Annotated in this window: 4 protein-coding genes; 1 reads left to right on the forward strand and 3 read right to left on the reverse strand. The window is 58.7% G+C overall.

The window, feature by feature from the left end; all coding sequences use genetic code 11:
* The first annotated feature begins 4,984 nt into the window (after positions 1-4,984).
* On the forward strand, positions 4,985-17,560 hold the full coding sequence (locus PUV47_RS14170) for a DUF642 domain-containing protein (RefSeq protein WP_274219235.1): 12,576 nt from the start codon (positions 4,985-4,987) through the stop codon (positions 17,558-17,560).
* A 90-nt stretch (positions 17,561-17,650) separates the two neighbouring features.
* Here the strand turns inward: PUV47_RS14170 and PUV47_RS14175 are convergent, their stop codons facing one another.
* From PUV47_RS14175 to PUV47_RS14185, 3 genes are all read right to left on the reverse strand, one after another.
* The gene (locus PUV47_RS14175) at positions 17,651-18,256 is read right to left on the reverse strand and encodes a hypothetical protein (RefSeq protein WP_274219236.1); all 606 of its coding nucleotides are present in this window, start codon (positions 18,254-18,256) and stop codon (positions 17,651-17,653) included.
* Between the two features lies 1 nt (position 18,257).
* Positions 18,258-19,421: an MFS transporter gene (locus PUV47_RS14180; protein WP_274219237.1), complete on the reverse strand. Its 1,164-nt coding sequence runs from the start codon at positions 19,419-19,421 to the stop codon at positions 18,258-18,260.
* A gap of 73 nt (positions 19,422-19,494) precedes the next feature.
* Positions 19,495-19,896 (reverse strand): MerR family transcriptional regulator, encoded by a 402-nt coding sequence (locus PUV47_RS14185; protein WP_274219238.1) that lies wholly within the window; start codon positions 19,894-19,896, stop codon positions 19,495-19,497.
* Positions 19,897-19,970: the final 74 nt, after the last annotated feature.

A 19,970-nucleotide genomic window follows, 5' to 3' on the forward strand; every position in this document is an offset into this window, starting at 1 on the left:
CACCCAAAACCCAATGTGGAAACACAAAATCAAAACCAAAACACAACGAGCGCACACACTCCCACAACCGTCATGCCGGACAAGGCGAGCACAGACAGCGCACACATAACCCCTCCCACAAAACCGCTCTCCCCAGCCCAACCGCAACCGCCCTCACCTGGAGAGCCGCACATCTGGATCCCGGGTCAAGCCCGGGATGACAACCGAAAAAGGTGGCGGAGACTGAAGCAGAATGACAGGAGCCCTCAACGTGTCGCAGAGGGCGGGACAATCCCACAGACTGAACAAAGGATCATTTAAAACAGCCGTGCACGGCATCCGGAGCGCTATCAGAGATGGCGTGCGGCAGGTTCGACGGCGGCTGGGCAGCCGGCAGCAGGCGGGAGGCCGCTAGGCAGCGGGCCCGCGTTGAAGCAGTCGGCGCACGATGTAACAAGGCGGATTGCTAGCGAGAGCAAAGTAGGGCGAATGTCTGCAAGACAGCCGTGTAGAAAGCCGAACCGATCGGCCAAACCACCACCGTCATGCCGGACAAGGCGAGCGCAGCGAGACGCTGATCCGGTATCCAGCACAGAGCAACTGCGGAGCGGAGAAACCAAAGCCGCTGCCGGCAGCAACGAGGCCCAAACGGTATTGCTGCCCAAAAAATGGCTGGTAAGCGGACGTGCAGCACGCAATCCGCGGGCGGAAGATCGGCACGCAAACCGCCACCGCGAGACCGGGCAAATGCTCAGGCCCCAGCGCTAAGCCTCCAACCAACCACCGCCCTCTCTCGCCGAACCGCCCATCTGGATCCCGGGTCAAGCCCGGGATGACAGGCAAGCGCGTGGGGCGGAGGACCAATGGGAGGGTGAGGCGAAGGGAGCAGAGTAAGGCCCCCGACGTGCTAACGAAGAATGCCCCCAGCACTCGAACAAAGCGTCATTTAAAACAACCGCGCATGGCATTCGGCGGCCGATCATGGATGACGTGCAGCAGGTGGGAGGGAGCGGGGCAGCGGGCCGCATTCAAGCAGTCGCCGCACGATGTAACACGGCGGGCCGCAAGCGATAGCAAAGTGGGGCAGAGGACAGCAACACAGCCGTGTAGAAAGCCGAACCGCTCCCCCCCACCACCGTCATGCCGGACAAGGCGAGCGCAGCGAGACGCAGATCCGGTATCCAGCGCAAAACAAAAAGCAACTGCGGAGCGGAGAAACGAAGGCCGCCGGCTATGGCGACGTGGCCCAAACGGTATTGCTGCCCAGTCGGTCCGCGAACAGCGGACGCGCAGCACGCAATCCGCGGGCGGAAGATCAGCACGCAAACCGCCTCCGCGAGGCCGGGCAAATGACAAACCAGCAAGCGTAATGCCTCTAACCAACAACCGCCCCCTCCTGCCGAACCGCCCATCTGGATCCCGGGTCAAGCCCGGGATGACAGCCGAGGGAACAAGGCCGGGATGATCGCCGCGAGCGGGAGGCGGAGGGAGACGGGGCGGACGCAGAAGACGCAGAATAGTAAGAGGCAAAGCTGACCAAGAGGAGCGGCTCCCAAGGCTGGACAGAGCGTCATTTTAAACAGTCGCGCATGGCATTCGGCGGCCGATCACGGATGGCAGGCTGCAGGTTTGACGGCGGCTGGGCAGCCGGCCTGCGTTCAAGCAATAGGCGCTCGGGCGAACACCGCAGGTTGCCATTGAGGGGACAGAGCTGCTGAATGGAAAGCCTAACCGCTCAACCCACCCACAACCGTCATGCCGGACAAGGTGAGCGCAGCGAGACGCCGATCCGGTATCCAGCGCAAAATAAAAAGAAACTACGGACCAGAGAAGTGTGGCCGCTGGCGGGCGCATCACTGCCCAAAATATGCGGGACCAGCGGACACGCGGCACGCGACCCTGTCTGCGTGGGTCCGGAAAAGAGTAAAGTCAGCAAACGCTCAGCCAGCCAGCGATCCGCCTCCAAATAACAACCGCCCTCTCCTGCCGAGCCGCACAGCTGGATCCCGGGTCAAGCCCGGGATGAGAACCCAGAGCATGAGGCGGAGGACGTCGAATAAGAGGAGGCCTCGACGTGTCGCAGAGAGCGGGACAATCCCACAGACTGAACAAAGCGTCATTTTAAACAGCCGCGCATGGCATCCAGAGCGCTATCAGAGATGGCGAGCAGCAGGTGGGAGGGAGCGGGGCAGCGGGCCGCATTCAAGCAGTCGCCGCACGATGTAACACGGCGGATTGCTATTGAGGGGACAGAGGGGCAGAGCGGCGGAATGAAAAGCCGGGCCTGCAAGCCACCCCAACACCGTCATGCCGGACAAGGTGAGCGCAGCGAGACGCAGATCCGGTATCCAGCGCAAAACAAAAACATCTCTGCCAATCACGCCTCAAATTGGATTAGGAACGCGGAAAACAACTCGCACTCGTGAGATTAAGGGGGACAGCAAACTCTGGACTGCACCTAACGCCACCCTCACCGTGCGCAGGACGACAAGCATTCTGCAATTACAACGCAGCCGCGGGACGCGTCTACTTGTCCCCCTTTCAAGCCAAACCCATGGAAGGCTCGCCTTAGCCAAGCGCGAAAAACTTATCCCCCTCTCCTCCTCTCGCGGCAGGACAATGCAATAATGCAGAGGAGAGGAAAAGAGCCGCTGCCCGAACAAAAGATATCCCCTTGCCACGACCGCAACTGACCGCGAGTGTGCCGCACGCAAAACAGCATAACCTGCGGGAATAACCCATGCGTTCAATTTGCGTTGCTTTGCACGAAACGCGGATTTTAAGCATCAACGCACGCAAACACAGAAGCGCTCCTGCAAACCCCGACCACCAAACGCCCTCACCTGCCGAACCACACAACTGCATCCCGGGTCAAGTCCGGGATGACAACCGAGAGCATGTGGCGCAGGTGGAAGGACCAACGGGAGAGTAATGCGGAAGGAGCAGAGTAAGGCCCAATGTGCTAACGAAGAATGCCCCAGCACTTGAACAAAGCGTCATTTTATACAGCCGCACATGACATCCAACAGGCCACTCCGTGGGGTGTGCGGGCACTAAGCCTGCAGTCAACCAGACAGGCAGCGCGCGTTCAAGCAGTCGCCGCACGATGTAACACGGCGGGCCACAAGCGAGAGCAAAGTGGGGCAGAGCGCAGCAACGCAGCTGAATGGAAAGCCAAGCCGGCAACCACCGCCCCCACTCGCCGAACGCAGAACTGGATCCCGGGTCAAGCCCGGGATGACAGCCAATAGATGAAGCAGACGAAGAGCTAAACAGATATCCGATAAACCAAACCACAACCGTCATGCCGGACAAGGCGAGCGCAGCGAGACGCAGATCCGGTATCCCGCGCAAAACAAAAAGCATCTGCGGTGCCGGGATGACCGACGAGAGACGGGGCGGAGGCGGACGCAGAAGACGCAGAATAGTAAGAGGCAAAGCTGACCAAGAGCCGTGACTCAAAAGAGCTTAACAGAGCATCATTTAAAACAATCGCACATGACATCCGACAGGCCACTCAGTAGGGCGGGCAGGCAACACACCCTCAAACGGCGCGGGTCGGAACAAGAGTAAAGTCAGCAAACGCTCAGCCAGCAAAAGCTCTGCCTTCACCCAACCACCGCCCTCACCTGCCGAACCACACACAACTGGATCCCGGGTCAAGCCCGGGATGACAGCGCTGAGATAGGGCAGTGAGAGCAGAGGTTGGGATGACCAATGGGAGAGTAAGGCGAAAGGAGCAGAGTAAGGCCCCCGACGTGCTAACGCAGAATGCCCCCAGCACTTGAACAAAGCGTCATTTAAAACATACACACATGACATCCAACAGGCCACTCCGTGGGGTGTGCAGGCACTAAGCCTGCAGTCAGCCAGACAGGCAGCACGCGTTCAAGCAATCGGCGCACGATCTAACACGGCGGGCCGAAAGCGTGAGGACAGTGGGACAGAGGGCAGCAAGACAGCTGTGTGAGAAGCCGAGCCGGCAACCACCGCCCTCTCCTGTCGAACCACCTATCTGGATCCCGGGTCAAGGCCGGGATGATCGCCGAAAGATGGGGCGGTGAGAGCAGAGGTTGGGATGAACAATGGGAGAGTAAGACGGAAGGAACAGTGCTGAGCGTCTACTGCCCAAACGCTCAACCAGCCAGCGCTAAGACTCCAAACAACCACCGCCCTCTCCCGCCGAGCCAAACAGCTGGATCCCGAGTCAAGCCCAGAATGACAGGCAACAGGGAGGGGTGAGATGACCAACGTTGGAGAGTGAGGCGGAAACAGAGATTGGGATCACGGCCATAGGGCAGCACTTTCCAACCGCTCGCCAAAACACCTGCCCAATTCATAGCCCCACCGCTTACCAAACCGCTTACCAAACCGCTCGCCCAGCCGCCTCCCCAACTGTTCGTCCGACCACTTGCCCAACTACTCGCACAACTCCACGCCAACCGCTTGCCCAACTCCACGCCCAACTGCTCGCTCCCCCGCTCAGCCAACTGCACGCCAAACTACTCGCCCAACCGATTGCGCTGCTGTTTACCCAGCAAATGAACAGGCATGCTTCCTGCATTAGCGCCAGAAAGTTCATAGGGCAGTGATCAGAGGGACCCAAAAGACCCCAGAAGCCCAAGAAAAAACATCGGCGCTACGGAAAAAAAGCAGGGCGCGCCCCGCACAGCCAGCAGAGAGCGGCTTGGCCTTTGCAAAAGGCAAATGGCGCCCAACAGCCCGCAGAGGCTTTGATAAAAGAGAACAATTTGCCCTGAACGGCGGCAACGGCAACAGGCGCTGTGTGCGCCACAGGTGAACCCAGGTACTTCCGGGCACCGGCTCCATGGCAGGCACTTGGGATGTTTCGCGCGCATTGTTGCATCTTGCAAACATCCCCACGAGGCGTGCCTGACAAGGGAGCGTGACAGGAAACACGGTGAATAGAGATGGGCGAAGGCTTTCTCCCGACAAACAAGTAAACCCAAACAAAACCTTAGAGTACAGTTTCGAGAGTAACAGAATGGCTGATAACAACGAACAACTTAACGCCACTGAACAGGACCGAGACAACAAGAGCACGCAGGGATCGGTAGACAATGCCGGATCTGCTTACACCAATAGTGCTGTGACCGGCATTTTGGAAAGTGAGCAAGGCGTAAAGACTATCGGTATTGGTCCCCTAGTTGATTTTGACTATTACCGCAGCATCACAGAGCAAGGCGGAGAGGCGCACGAAAGCAGCCTTGGCGACAGGCCCAGCGCAGGCCAGATCATCATTGAGTTTGGCTATTTGCCGCCCTACTCCGCTGTCAACCTGGGCAGCTTGAACGAGAACGGCATCTGGATGGGCACCCTGGAAGAAGCGGCGGCGCTGGAATTGCAACTGCCCTCTGATTTTACAGGGTTTGTGGTTGGCTCAGTGCCACTGACCCATGAGGGGGACGTTTCCCGAGGCGTCTTTCACATGGAAGTTGGCAACCCCAGTACAGGAACGCTTGCTGCTTCGGCGGGTCAAGGAGCGGGTGCCGACGGTGCCGCAACCGTTTCCATGGCAGAGGCCCTCGGTCTTGTTGGAGAACAACTGACAGACCTTGAAAATGCAGAGAGCGTCTCCATTCGCCTGCAAGGCCTACCAGGTGAAACCAGCTCCAGCGATGGCGAGCAATATGCAGACGGAAGCTGGGTGTTTTCCGGCACAGGCGCGCAAGTTGCAGGCATGTCGCTCACATTCGGCGCGGGTTCACAGTTTGGGGCGTTCACATTTCAGATTACCAAGGCCTACGCCCATGGCTATGAGGCTTTCATTCCGCTTGAGGCGTTTGATCCTGTAGAGGGTGATGTGGTGGTGGGCGTGACCGCAGCCATGGACCTTTCCGGTTCCAAGCCGACCATAGCCTTGCAGGAGACCGATGCGGGCAACGCGCCGTTGCAGGTGCGGCTTTCGGACTATCTTGGCATGCGGGTGGAGGATGACGACGGGTCGGAATCCCTGATCACGGTGGAAGTGCGCCTGAGCGGTCTGCCCGATGGTGCCCGGTTTTCAACGGATGGGGGGACGAGTTTTTCAAGCGCGGCCATCTCCGGCGGGTCACTAAGCTACAAAGGCCCGGCGGAAGTCTTTGGCAAACTGGTTCTGGAAATTCCAGCGGACTATGCCAGCGCAGGTGCCATCAAGGGACTGTTCTCGGCCTATTCTGATGAATATGGCCGGGCAACGCAGGGCTTTGACATTCGTGTCAAGCCAGAGGCGGACATTGAGCTTTCCGCTGAGAACGTGACGGCAGCAGAAGCGGCCAGCGGTGGCACGACGGTGCAACTGGCGATCTCCGCAAACATTACCGATGCAGACGGCTCCGAAGGCCATGGCGACACCCCGAACACCGTGACCATTCTGTTTGACCGCCTGCCGGACGGGACCTCCGCCAACACCGGCACGCTGGACATGGGGGCACTGAAATGGACAGGATCGATCAACGAAGCCAAAGCGTTGGCGCTGACCTTCCCTGAAAACTATTCCACCACCGCCAAGCAGGTAACATTTGGCGACAACCTGATTATCAACGGCTCCTTTGAAGACACCTATGTGGAGGCTACCGGTTGGGGCTCTTTCGTGGGCGGAGACGGTGTGCCCGGCTGGACGGGCGAGCGGGTCGAGATTCAAAACACGCACTGGGGGCACGCGGCCTCCAACGGCCAGCAATGGATGGAGCTGGACGCGGAACGAGGGGTGGACTCCGTCCACCAAGACGTGAAAACCGAGGCAGGCACGCAATACCAGCTTTCGTTCGATGTATCGACGCGGTTTTACAACACCAGCACCTTTGATGTGAGCTGGAATGGCGAGGTGATCTCCACCGTTGTGCCGGAAGGGCGGCAATGGGAAACCATTACGCTGACCGTGGAAGGCACGGGCGGAATGGACCGGCTGACCTTTACAGAGCTTGCCTCACAAAACAGCGCGTTCGGAGCGTTCATCGACAATGTGAAGCTTTTTGAAGCGGTGGTGATGGAAGATGCGCCCATCGTGATGCGCACCACGGTGATGACGCCGGAAGGGGCAGAGCGCACCATTTCAACGCTGGAAGTCACCCCCACGCAGGACATCAAGATAGAGGCCAAAGACGCAGCCTACACCGAAGGAGATGCACCGCTGACGGTGATGGTTGGCGACCTTGTCTCGGTGAAGGTGACCGATGCGGATGGCTCGGAAGTACTGGAGAGCATTTCCGTCACGCTCAACGGCCTTCCAGAGGGCACTCAGGTGAGCGCAGGTACTTTGGCCCCAGATGGCAGCTTCAGCTGGACCGGCACACAGGTAGAATTTGCGGACCTGAGCCTGACATTGCCCAAGGATTTTTCAACGGCAAATCCCGCCGCAACACTCAGCGGCACGGCCTCTGCAATCTCCAACGAAGGCACAAGCAGTGTGACGCCGTTCAGCCTGACAGTGGCTGCAGAAGGAGACATTTCGGTTGGGCTGACAGATGCGGTGGATACCTCTGGCGGCTCCCCTGTTATTGCGCTTAGCGAAACGGACAGTGGCGCAGATGCCCTTCTGGTGCATCTGGGTGACTATTTCACCGCGCAAGCGACAGACACTGATGGCTCCGAAAGCCTTGCCACCATCGCCTTTGAGATCTTCGATCTGCCGGAAGGCACGCTGCTTTCCAAGGATGGCGGCGAGACGTTTTCCAGCGCAAACATGCTGGGCAACTCACTGAGCTACCATGGTGCGGCAAGCACACTGGCCAATCTGGTGTTGGCGCTGCCAGCGGATTATTCCAGCACAAACCCGTTGAGCGACATTCAGGGTGTTTTCACCGCGACCACAGATGAAGGCGGCGAGGAAAGCATCAGCTTTGGGGTGACTGTGGCCCATGAGGCGGACATTGAGCTGACTTCTGATGATGTGAGCGGGACGGAAGATGCCTCTGGCGCAGGCACCGCGGTAAAGCTGGGTATCTCAGCAGCGATTACGGACCGCGACGCATCTGAAGGTACGGCGGACACGCCGGATACGGTGACCATAACCTTTGATCGCTTGCCGGAAGGCACCACCGCAAACGGCGGCGCGCTGGATGTGGCTGGTCTGACGTGGACCGGCTCCGTGAACGAAGCCAACGCGCTGACCCTGACGTTTCCGGAACACTTTGCAAGCACACACCACTGGGAGGCGACCGGCGAGAACCTGATCGTCAACGGTTCTTTTGAGGCAGACAGTCTGGATGGACAAGTTTGGAAGGCGTTCAGCGCTGAGCAGAACCTGACGGGCTGGTCGGGTGGCGATATGGAGCTACAAAAGACCAGCTGGATCGGTACGGCCAGCGACGGCGAGCAATGGCTGGAGCTGGATGCAGAACGGGGTCTGGACAGCATCTCGCAGGAAGTGCAGACCGAAGAAGGCCAAGTCTACCTTCTGAGCTTTGACGTTTCCGCCAAGTTCCTCTGGACCAGCACTTTCGATGTGAGCTGGAACGATACGGTGATTTCAACGGTGGTGCCGGAAGGGCGCGACTGGGTGACAATCACCTTGCAAGTGGAAGGCACCGGCGGCCTGGATCGGCTGACGTTCTCGGAACTGGACACCCAGAACGATGCCCTCGGGGCGCTGTTGGACAACGTGCGGCTTACCAAGGCAGAGTTGATTGAAGATGGGCCGATCCGCTACACCACCACGGTAACGACCCCGGAAGGGCAAATGACAGCGGACGCAACGCTGACGGTGGAAGCGACCCAGGACATTTCCGTGGTGACAGAGGACGTGCGGCTTTCGGAGAGCGATGAGGCAATCCGCTTCACGCTTTCGGACCACGCGCGGGTTGCGGTGCTGGACAGCGACCTTTCCGAGAACATTACGCGGGTAGATGTGGAGCTTCACGGCCTGCCCGCAGGTTCGGTGCCCAGCGCCGGAGAGATTTCTGCTGAGGGTGTCTTCACATTCTCAGGGAGCCTTCACGACTATTTGGCCCTTGAGTTCACCCTACCCAAGGACTTTTCGACGGAAAATCCGGCAACACAAATTACGGGTAGCATCTGGGCCCAGTCCAATGAAGGGTCAAGCGCAACCCAGCCCATCAGCATTTTTGTGAGTGCGGAGGCAGACCTTGCCTTCGACTATACGCAGGCCATGGACACCTCTGGCGAGGATGCGCAAGTGATGCTTGCGGAAACAGACAGTGGCGGCGACGCGGTTTTGGTGACGCTTGCCGATTACTTTTCTGCCGCAGCAACAGATGCGGATGGCTCTGAAGCGCTCACCACGCTGACGCTGAATCTCACCGGTTTGCCTCACGGAACGCAGTTCTCCACCGACGGCGGGGCCACGTTTATGGAAGGTGTGGTTTCGGACGGCGCGGTGAATTACACAGGACCAGCAGCGACCCTTGCGGGTCTGGTATTGGCTCTGCCGCCGATTTCACCGCAAAGCGATGAGCTATCCGTCTTTGGTGATTTGACCATGCGCACGGATGAGGGCGGCGAGAAAACGCTGGCCTTCAAGATCGGCAATGATCGGATCATGGAGGACGCAACCGGAACAGAAGACGGAGATGGTCAGGGCGTTACCATTGACGTTGGCTTTTCGGCAAGTGCAGTACACCTTGGCCAATTGGGCGCGGACTGGAACGCGGAGGATGCGGTCACCATTACCTTTGACCGCTTGCCCGATGGCACCACCGCCAATGGCGGAACACTGGACCTTGGCGCGCTCACATGGACCGGCACCGTGAACGAGGCCAACGCCCTCGCCCTCACCTTCCCTGAAGACTATTCCACCACCAACCGGGGCGATATCTCCGGTGAGAACCTGATATTCAACGGCTCGTTCGAAACTGTTGATCTGGGCGGCAAGGTGTGGGGCTCCTTCGTGGATGGTGTTGGCGTAGCCGGCTGGAGCGGTGGCCGAATTGAGATCCAGAACACCGGGGTTGGCATCAACGCGACCGACGGCAACCAGTTCATGGAGCTGGATGCGGAACGGGAGGTGGACACGGTCTATCAGGACATTCAAACCGAGGCCGGTGGCACTTATCAGCTTACCTTTGATGTGGCAACGCGGGTGTGGGAATCCAGCGCCTTCGATGTGACGTGGAACGGCGAGACCATTGCCTCTGTGAACCCGCAATGGGGCAAGGGCTGGTCAACAATCAGCTTGCAGGTGGAAGGCACCGGCGGGCTGGACCGGTTGGCGTTTACAGAACATGCAGCGCTGAACAACGCCTTTGGCGCACTGATCGACAACGTGGAGCTTTATCGAACCGGGTTGGTCGAGAGCAAGCCCATCGCCCTTTCGACGGTGATTGAAGGGGCAGAAGGCCAGCTGGCCTTCGAAACATCGCTCTCGATTGAGCCGACCGTTGACATCAACATCGAGACCCGTGATTTCCACCTGACGGAAACGGACAGCGCGATCACCGTGAACCTTGCCGACAACATCGCCGTGATTGCAACGGACGCGGACGGCTCGGAACTGATCGAGAGCATCACCCTTGTGATGGAAGGCCTGCCGTCTGGTGCCGCGGTAAACATTGGCGAGATCGATGGCAGCGGCACTTTCCGCTTTACAGGTTCGCCAAGCGCGTTCGACACCATCGTGCTGACGCTCCCGGCTGACTATGCCACACAGTCGGACAAGGGGCCGCTGGTGGGTGAAGTCACCGCAACTTCCAACGAGGGCATCAGCACCGCAACGCCGTTCAAGCTGCGTGTTGACGTGGAAGGCGATGTTTCTCTTGGGTATGCGCAAGCGATGGAGACCTCAGGCGAGGTGGCGACCATTGCCCTTACAGAGACGGATCGCACCGGCGCGGGCCTTGAAATCAAGCTCGACGATTACTTCGACGGAGCGGCGACGGATCTTGATGGCTCGGAGAGCATTGAAACGATTGCGCTGGAGATGTCAGGGCTGCCGCAGAGCACCCAGATCTCCACCAATGGAGGCCAGTCTTTCGAGGCTGCGCCACTGACGGATGGCAAGCTCACTTACCTTGGCAACCACGCGTCCTTGAGCGAAGTGATCGTGAAGCTGCCTGCAGACTATTCCACCACCAACCCGGGTAGCGTGATCGACGGCCAGCTGACCATAACCACTGACGAAAACGGCATCGCCTCACTGCCGTTTGCTGTTACCGTGGCGCATGAGGTGGATATTGACCTTTCAGCACGAAACGTGACGGCATACGAGGACGCAAGTAGTGAAGGTGTTCTGGTTGACCTGAAGCTTTCGGCCAACATTACTGACCGTGACGGCTCGGAAGGGACGAACACCACTCCGGACACGGTAACCATCGCTTTTAATGGCCTGCCGGAAGGCACCACCGCCGACAGAGGTACACTGGACATCGAGACGGGCATCTGGACCGGCAGCGCGAAGCAGGCAAGTGACTTGCGCTTGAGGTTCCCGAAGGACCACAGCACGACAAGTGCGCCTGAGGGCCAGCCAGAGACACCCGTCACCTATGACGTGACGGTGGTGACCAGCGAGGGCACCAAAACCGCCAGTGGCCGTGTGACCATCCGCGCGCGCGAGGACATATCCTTGACGGCGCAGGATGAAACAGTGAGCGAAGACACCTTTAGCGCCATCCCTTTGAACCTCTCCGTCTCCGTTTCGGACAGCGATGGGTCTGAGGTACTGAACGAACCCGTCAGCATCCAGTTTTCCGGCTTGCCGCAAGGGGCCACGTTCAATGGCGGCCGCTACGATGCTCAGACTGGCCTGTGGCAAGGGACGGAAGCTGAACTGGAAGCTCTGGTGCTCGCTGGTGTACCGCAGCATTTTTCCGGAAAGGTCACCGGCACCTTGTCCGCCAACACCAACGAGGGCAGCGACACCACTGCCTTTACCGTGCGCGTGTTGCCGGTTGCCGAGCCAGAAATCGCGCTATCGGTTGTGGCGCACAGCTCCAGCGGCGATACCCAGATCGTCAAGGAAGGTGCTCCGTTTACGGTGCACATTGAAGCAAAGACCGCCGATACGGATGGCTCAGAAAGCCTCACAACCATCGTGCTGCAAAATGTGCCCGATGGCTGGCCAACCCTTTCCGGCGCAAATGCTGTAGACCTTTCGACCTTCACCACAGGCGCCGACGACATTCAGTCCGCAAGCTACAATGGGTCGACAGGTGCCCTGACCATTGCCCTGAAGGCGGGCGTTACCAACTGGGTCGGTGATCTGATCCTGACGCCAGACAGTGGACAGAGCCTCGACATCGCCTCGCTTACAGGCGGCGAACTGACCGCCACCGTAACCGCGGTGGATGTGGCCAGCGGCCTGCCCTCCTCTACCGCAACTGTCAGTGATGCCGTTGATGTTGACGTGGATGCGGTGGCGGGTGATCCGACGCTTACTGCGCAGGATGAGGTTCATAGTGAAGCATTGGAGGGCGCAGGAAGCTCAAAGTTGCGGATCACCAGCCTCAGCCTGTCGGACACGGATGGCTCTGAGCGCTATGGTCCGCTGATCCTGACCATTGCCACGGGTGAGAGTGGCAGCGATGAGTTGTCGGTTGCAAACGATGTGACCCTGTTCTCCTCCAAGTCTGCTGAGCACGGCACCATTACCCGTGGCCTCGCGGAACAGGGCAAGGCCGTTTATGTGGTAAGCCAGCCGGAGGGCGTGAGCAACGCAGACTATGAAGCGTTCGTGAAGAACCTCGGCATCACCTACCCTGAGCATCATAGCGGTGTGTTTGAGGTGACCGGTGTGCTTGAAGTCTTTGAGACGGTTCAAGCTAGCGACAACGAATATGACACCTCAGACAACACGGTGACCATCACCTTTGAAACCGAGATCACCGTGAACCCGGTTGCTCAGGCGAACCTGACCGTCACTCTGACCCCATCCGATGATGGCTTTGACACAACACCCCATAACGACCCGAACACGCCGGTTTCTGTGAGCGTTGGCGAAGACGTGCCAACCGTTGAAATTTACGAGGACCGCTCGATCAGCTTGGGTCTTGAAGCCTCAACGCCGGACCTTGATGGCTCCGAAGAGCTGACGAGCCTTGTGGTGAACAATCTGCCGAACCTTTGGTTTGCCTATGATGCAGAAGGGACTGTCGACCCAAGCTTGTTTGGTGCAGAAGCCAGCAAGATTTCCAGCGCGGTTTATGATGCGCAGACGGGCCAGCTAACCGTGACGTTCACCCCGGAAACAAAGAGTTTCGAGGGAAGCTTGCTTCTGACCCCGATTGCCCACGATGACCGGGATGTGGATGCAAGCGACAGCTTGCCAGGCCAAGACTCCTCCGGCTTCTTTGGCGACATAACCGTCGATCTGAATGTGACCGATGCGCGGGACATGCAGAATGCAACGGAAGCCACCACAACCGTTTCAGTTGGCGTTGATATTGACGTTGAAGCGGTTAATGACCTTTCCACCCTGCCTGATGCGTTTGTGGTGAGCGAAGCCACAGTGGATGCCGCAGGCGGTTGGGTGGACGTGCCGCTGTTCCCGACCAACCCGGATAGTGAGGGCAGTGAAACCATAGAAACCCTTGGGATCTATGGCATACCCAAGGGCGTGGTGGTGTTTTATCGCACCGAAGACGGTGAGTTGACGCCCGCAAAATTGATGGGTGTGGAGCCGAAGACCGGCATGACCAACTGGGCGCTTGAAAACGGCCAGTGGGAGAGCGCCGTGCTGCGCGGAATTCCGCAGCACTTCTCCGGCGTTTTGACGGCCAATGCCGAAACAGGAGAAGTGGAGCGCAGTGTTGATGGCACGACCACGATTACGGCCCGCGTTTTAACGCGCGAACTCAACGATAGGGAAACCGGGCAAACTGATACCGGTGAGCTGGTCATTCGCATTTCGCCCTCCATTGACGGCGGCAACCCGAATGAGACCCATCACCTCTTGGAGGATGTGGCGTATAACCCGTCGATTGACGGGAACCTGATCGACATACGGGATGGCTCGCCGGAAGAGTTGACAGGCGATGTGATCCTGACACTCGGCGAGGGTCTTCCCAACACAGTTGGACAGCAGGCACGGTTCTTCCTTGGCGACCCGGAAGCGGGTGGTATCGAGATTTTCGCTGATGGCAACGGGCAGTTGACTGTGGACTCTGCCGTGGTTGGCACCCTTCACATCCTGTCTCCCCGTGACAGCAACGAGGACTACACACTGGGCATTCAATATCAGGTGCGCGAAGCGACCGATCCCGACGGCCCGGTGAAGACGGAAACCGGCACCTTGACCATGAAGGTGAGCGGTGTTGCGGATACACCAACGGTGATTGTGCCGGATGCGGCCTATATCGGTACGGACGCGCAAGCCTTCACCCTGGACACCGTTGTGAATGGTGAAGATGGCGCGGCAGTGCGCCTTGGCGGCCTGATGACCGAAATGATGCCCGATGGCATCAACTACGATGGGTCGGAGAACCTTTACTTCATCATTTCCGGTGATGCGCTTTCTACCATGGCAACACGCACGGGAAGCATAACGGCCGCGCCATCCGTTTCCTTTGCGAACGGTGTGGACACGGGCGCTGGTGCCGTGATCGTGTCCGCCGCCGACATTGGCAACCTGAAGTTCATTCCGGTGAACGTGTCTGAGACAACGGATTACCAGTTCACCCTTTCTGCCATTGTGGTGGAGAACGATGAGCGCATTCCAACGGGCACCAATGTGGCAGACGCAGCGGCCCTGCAAGGCGTTGCCATTGCTCAGGCGGACTTTTATGTGCGCGTGGAAGAGAAAACCCCGCAAGGTGAAGGCGGCTCACCGCCGGAAATCACCCTTCCCGAGCCGCCGGACGTAACCATCTCTCCCCTTGTTGGCGTGGAAGATCAGGAAGCCTCCTTTACCATTACGCTGAACAACTATGACGGGGAGTTTGCCAAGATCCCGCAGCAGGGTTCCATTGAGATCACGGGAGTGCCGACGGGATCGGTGCTGCGCGCAGAGCCAGCGGATGCGCTTTCCTATAACCCGGTGACAGGTTCCTATTTCCTGAACCATGCGGTGGCGGATGCGCAGACCACCTACTTCATCACCTTCCCGAAGCACATGTCGAGCGCTGACACACCGGTTGATGGGCTGGACCAGCTCACAGTGACCTCCATGTCCATGGATGTGCGCTACGGGCTGGCAGAAGTGGTGGAACAGGTGACAACCGTTTACGTGGACCCGGTTGCCGATGCGCCGCGTGTGCGGGTTACCAGCCCCGGCGGCGGCGAAGACACCGCCATTCCGGTGTTCATCAATGTGGGCTTGGTGGACCCGGGCGAAACGCTGGCAGACACCATGCTGCTGTCTCTTTCTGCAAGCCAAGGTGTGTTGGCGGATGCGAGCGGCGAAGTGCTTGCGCCCATCTCTCAAGCTGGCGGAACTCTCACCTACGAGATCTCAAGTTCCGTTACCAGCCTGAAGCTGATCCCAACCCAGCATCTTCACGGGGACATCCCGATCAAGGTGACCGTCAGCTCAACGGAGCCCAATGGCTCCAGCGCGAGCACCACAAGCACCGTGACGGTGCCCGTGGAAGCCATTGCGGATGTGGGCCAGATTTCATTTGACCCCGGCCTGGAACAAGGCTCCGACAGCGGCGAAGAGCTGCCCGTGGTAACCGCGCTTGAAGACATGACGGCGCTCCTTGAAAGCGTGATTGAAACGGCAACGCCAGACACGGATGGATCGGAGATTTACACCATCACGCTCTCTGGCCTCCCCGATTTCATGAGCGTGAATGTGGGGGCGGACAATGGGCTTGATAGTGAAGGCTTGCGCAGCTTCACAATGTCGCCTGCCGAATATTCCCGACTGGAGATTGGGCTGAAGGACGCCAACGCCCGTCTGGATGGCGTTGTGTTGCCCGAACAGGTGCGGTTGACGCTGGAGGTAAACACGCTGGAGCTTTCCAACGGCGACACCAATGCAGGGACTGCGGACTTCCTGTTCAAGGTGACCCCGGATGCGGATGCGCCGACCCTTACTGTTGAAGATGCCGCCGGCCTTGAAGACACGGCGGTGGCACTGAACATTCTAGCCGAGGTGACCGACCCCGCCGAGGTGATCTCGCACTACACCATCTCTGGTGTGCCAGATGGCGCGCAGATCCTTGTTGATGGCACTGCGGTGGCCACAGGACCGGACACCGCAGAGATTGCGGCTGATGACATTGGTGCGGTGAGCTTCTTGCCGGCCAAAGACAGCGCGGCACCTGTCACGCTGACTGTCGTTGCGGTCTCTTCCGAGCCGACCGTTGCCGATCAGAGCGCGGACAATGCAACGGAAAGTTCTGAGGCCCAAAAACTGGCCATCACCATCACACCGCAAGCGGATGTGAGCGTTCATGTTGAAACTCAGGATACCGCCCAAACCGGCGAAGTGCTTCCGGTGACGCTGAACCTCAGCGCAACCATTACAGACATGGTGGGGCCATCCACCGAGACACTGGAGGAGGTGAGCCTCACCTTTGCCAACCTGCCCAAGGGGACGACCTTTAACGCGGGAACGCTCTCACCGGATGGTCGCAGTGTCACCATCGCACGCAGTGCCTATGGCAGCGAGGCCGCGTTTGTAGCAACGCTTGCGGGCCTTGTGGCCATGTTGCCTGCCGACTTCGACGGTGTACTTTCGGGCACGGCCACGGCCAAGACAACCGAGGGCACGGGTGATGGCACTGCGTTCTCCGTCAATGTGAATGCCCAGCCCGAGGCAACGGCACCTCTGACCCTGAACAAGGAAGGCGCAGCTCAGTTTACTTTGACTGAGGCTGAGCTGCTTACCAACATTGCGGACGCGGATTCCACGCAGCTCTCCGTTCTGGAGGTGGGGACGGAAGATGCGCAGGCGCAAGTGACAACCGGTGCCACACCCGGAACTTGGCTTGTAACCGTGGCCGATGGTTATGAGGGTTCCCTCACCCTCTCCTACACTGTGAGCGATGGGGAAGCGCAGCCTGCGACCTTGCAGACCACAGCCTTGGTAAGCGTTGACAATGAGAACGAGCTGACCCTGACCCAAACCGGAGAAACGGTTGAACTCGCAAGCGGCGAGACGGCCCAACTCATGGGTGATGTGACCGGCACCTCAGACACCCACGATGTGGCGTTGGGCAGCGATGCAAATGAGGCTGTGGTGTTCACAGATGCCCGCTCCTACGCCGACGTTGAGGGCTTTTTCATGATGGGCGGCCATGACATCGTGGATCTGACCCTTTCCTACAAGGGATACACTGTGGACCTGGGCACAGGCAATGACTTTGCCATTGGCTCGGAAGGCGCTGATGTTTTGATGGGAGGAAGCGGCAATGATCGACTAGACGGTGGGCTTGGCGCGGATACCCTGTTCGGCGGTGAAGGCGCGGACACCTTCGTGATTTCAAGCTTGAGCGCGGCCGACATGATTGCCGACTATTCAGGCGCAGAAGGCGATGTGGTGGACCTGACCGGCTTGTTTGAAGTGGCAACGGACGTGCAGGACTATGTCAACTACAACAGCCTGACCGGCGAGCTGAAGGTGGATGCGGACGGAGCGGAGAACGGCCAGAACTTCCAGCTTGCGGCAACGCTTGACGCCATCCCCACCAACCTGACTGTTCAGGTGGACGATGGCACAGACAGCGGGACGGTGACGATCTAACGCCCCTTGATGAAAGTGGTGGCTGCCCCTTCCCACTACCGCTTGGGATGGGGCAGCCACCTTCACACGCACCACGGGGCGTTGGGTGCGTTAGCTGTTGGCGTCCTTTTCCAGAGCGGCAACCACATCCGGATGCTCGGCGAGCCAACTGTCATGGAGCCACTTTTCCGTGCGACGACGACCCGGGATCGTGATCCAGTAAATGTCGCGCTCAAACACCATCACCTGCTCGTTGGGGCCGACAATCACCCAGAACCAAAGCTTGTCTGAAGTTGTGGCGCGCATCTTGACCTTCATGCCTGTCAGGGTGAGGGTTTTGCGTTCACCGTTTTCCATGACCGTGATGGTTTCATCATGTGGCGCGATCCAGTGCACCTTGTGAGCCTCCAGCAGCTCTGGGGCATGCTCGCGCAGAACTTCCATCGCAACGGCGTGGGCGGTTTCTTGATCCGGCAATTTGGCAGGCTGAGCCATTTCCTTGGTCATGCGCACATAGCCAAGCAGCTTGCCGTTTTCCGAAACCACTTGAGAGATGTGTTCTCCGCCGATGCCTGAGTTTTGGCCGTCAGTCCGCTCGGCGCGGGTGATGGTGGCTGGCACGCCATCTGCGGTGATGGCGGCTTCGCCAACAGTGCGGAAGTTTTCCGGCAGTTCGCCGTTGAGGAACAAGAGGGCAAGCAGAGTTGCGGTCTTCATATCAACGTTCTCCTGTAGCAGGTTGCAGGGAATGGGCTTTTGCGCGTCTTGAGACGGCTAGCGTCAGGATGAGGGCGGCAATCAAGAGCACGGCGGCGGGAAGCCCGAACAGAGCCGCAGTGCCGATGCCGGACAGGCTGAGTGCCAAGGGAGGGGCGACACTCGCCCCGACGAACAGGCAGAAGGTGTAAACCGACATGGCCAGACCGCGGTTGTGATCTGCTGCTGCACCGGCGATGGTGGCAATCAAGCCGGGGACGGCCAGTGCGACACCTGCGGAAATGATGGCGGATGCGGCAATCATTGCCCCAGGAATGACGGCAACGGCCAAACCGAGCGCGGCCACAACCATGCCAACCCGGCCGGTAACGGATGGTGTCCAGCGCTTGGACAGATAGGCAGCAAACAAGCTGAGCGCCAAGGGAGGCAAGCCCGCCAGGCGCACTGTCTGCGCGCTGATCCCACCGTCTTGCGCCAACAATACAGTCCCGACCTGGAAGGACACGAACCCGAGCAGAACGGTGAGCGCTGCCAGCCAGCTGGTTGAAACCATGGCATTTGCAAACATTTCCGAGAGGTGGCTGTGCGGCTTGCCTGCAGCGTTTGGCTTTGCGCGCTGATCACGTGGGACGACCATGAGGAGCGCTGCGGCCATGATCACATAGAGCGGCGATAGCATGAACATGATTGAGGTGGCGGTCTCAGAGATCCCTGCACCGAAAAACTGCGAGAGCGGCGCTGCAATCAAGAACGCAAAACTCATCAAGGAGATACCAAATGCACGCTTTTCCAACGGCAAGGCCTCGGCGATCACCGTGAGTGCTACCGGAGGAAAGCTGGCTGCAAGAAATCCTTGCACCACGCGCCCGGTGAGGAACTGGGAGATATCTGCGGACAGGCTGAGCAGGAAGGTGGCCAGCCCCACTGCCACGAGCCCTGCAACCAGAACAACACGCCGACCTAAACGGTCTGACAGAGGGCCAAACACCAGAAAGCCGCAGGCATAGGCAAAACCAAAAGCTGTACCCGCCCAACTTGCAGTTTGCGTTTCGGCCGAAAACTCGGCGGCAATGGCACTGATCATGGGAATGGTGAGATATAGTTGGCCCACCACGATGATGCCGGTCAGCATCAAAAGGGCCATCAGTAAGTTGGAACGGGTCATTTCTATACCTTACGTGAAGTGTAGATTTTAGGTAAAAATGAACACGCGCATTTCCGCGCGTGCCCAGAAGAAATCAGCTTTTTGTAGGCTTGGCCTCTTCGTAGAGGCGCTCCATGTGGCGGATGTTCCGGATCAGATCACTGCGAAAATTGGAGAGCTCGTCAATCTGATCGTCAACCTTCTTCAACTGCGCCTGCAGCATTTCAATGACGCGCTTCTTGCCGTCCAGCATGCCGTCTTCAGACTGGAAATACAGATCAATAACATCCGCGATTTCCTCAAGAGAGAGCCCGAGACGCTTCAAGGCTGCGATCTTTTCCAAGCGGAGCAGAGCCTCTTCCTCATACATCCGGTGGCTGCCGCCTTCGCGGGTCACCGGAAAGATGAGACCACGGTTCTCGTAGTAGTGAACCGTTCTGTGGCTTACACCTGCCCGCTTGGCGAGTTCGCCGATTTTCATGAGCTGAGTCGACATGCCTTCCCTTTCTAACGTAAGATGAAGATATGACTCCTCAGCTCGCTGTCAATAGGACCAATCAGATTTAGTGG

Origin of the sequence: Pseudovibrio exalbescens (assembly GCF_028737195.1) — a bacterium.
Taxonomy (GTDB): domain Bacteria; phylum Pseudomonadota; class Alphaproteobacteria; order Rhizobiales; family Stappiaceae; genus Pseudovibrio; species Pseudovibrio zosterae.

Excerpts from the sequence above, each read along its gene's own strand:
- PUV47_RS14185 (WP_274219238.1), bottom strand. The coding sequence starts at position 19,896 with ATGTCGACTCAGCTCATGAAAATCGGCGAACTCGCCAAGCGGGCAGGT.
- PUV47_RS14180 (WP_274219237.1), bottom strand. The coding sequence starts at position 19,421 with ATGACCCGTTCCAACTTACTGATGGCCCTTTTGATGCTGACCGGCATC.
- PUV47_RS14170 (WP_274219235.1), top strand. The coding sequence starts at position 4,985 with ATGGCTGATAACAACGAACAACTTAACGCCACTGAACAGGACCGAGAC.
- PUV47_RS14175 (WP_274219236.1), bottom strand. The coding sequence starts at position 18,256 with ATGAAGACCGCAACTCTGCTTGCCCTCTTGTTCCTCAACGGCGAACTG.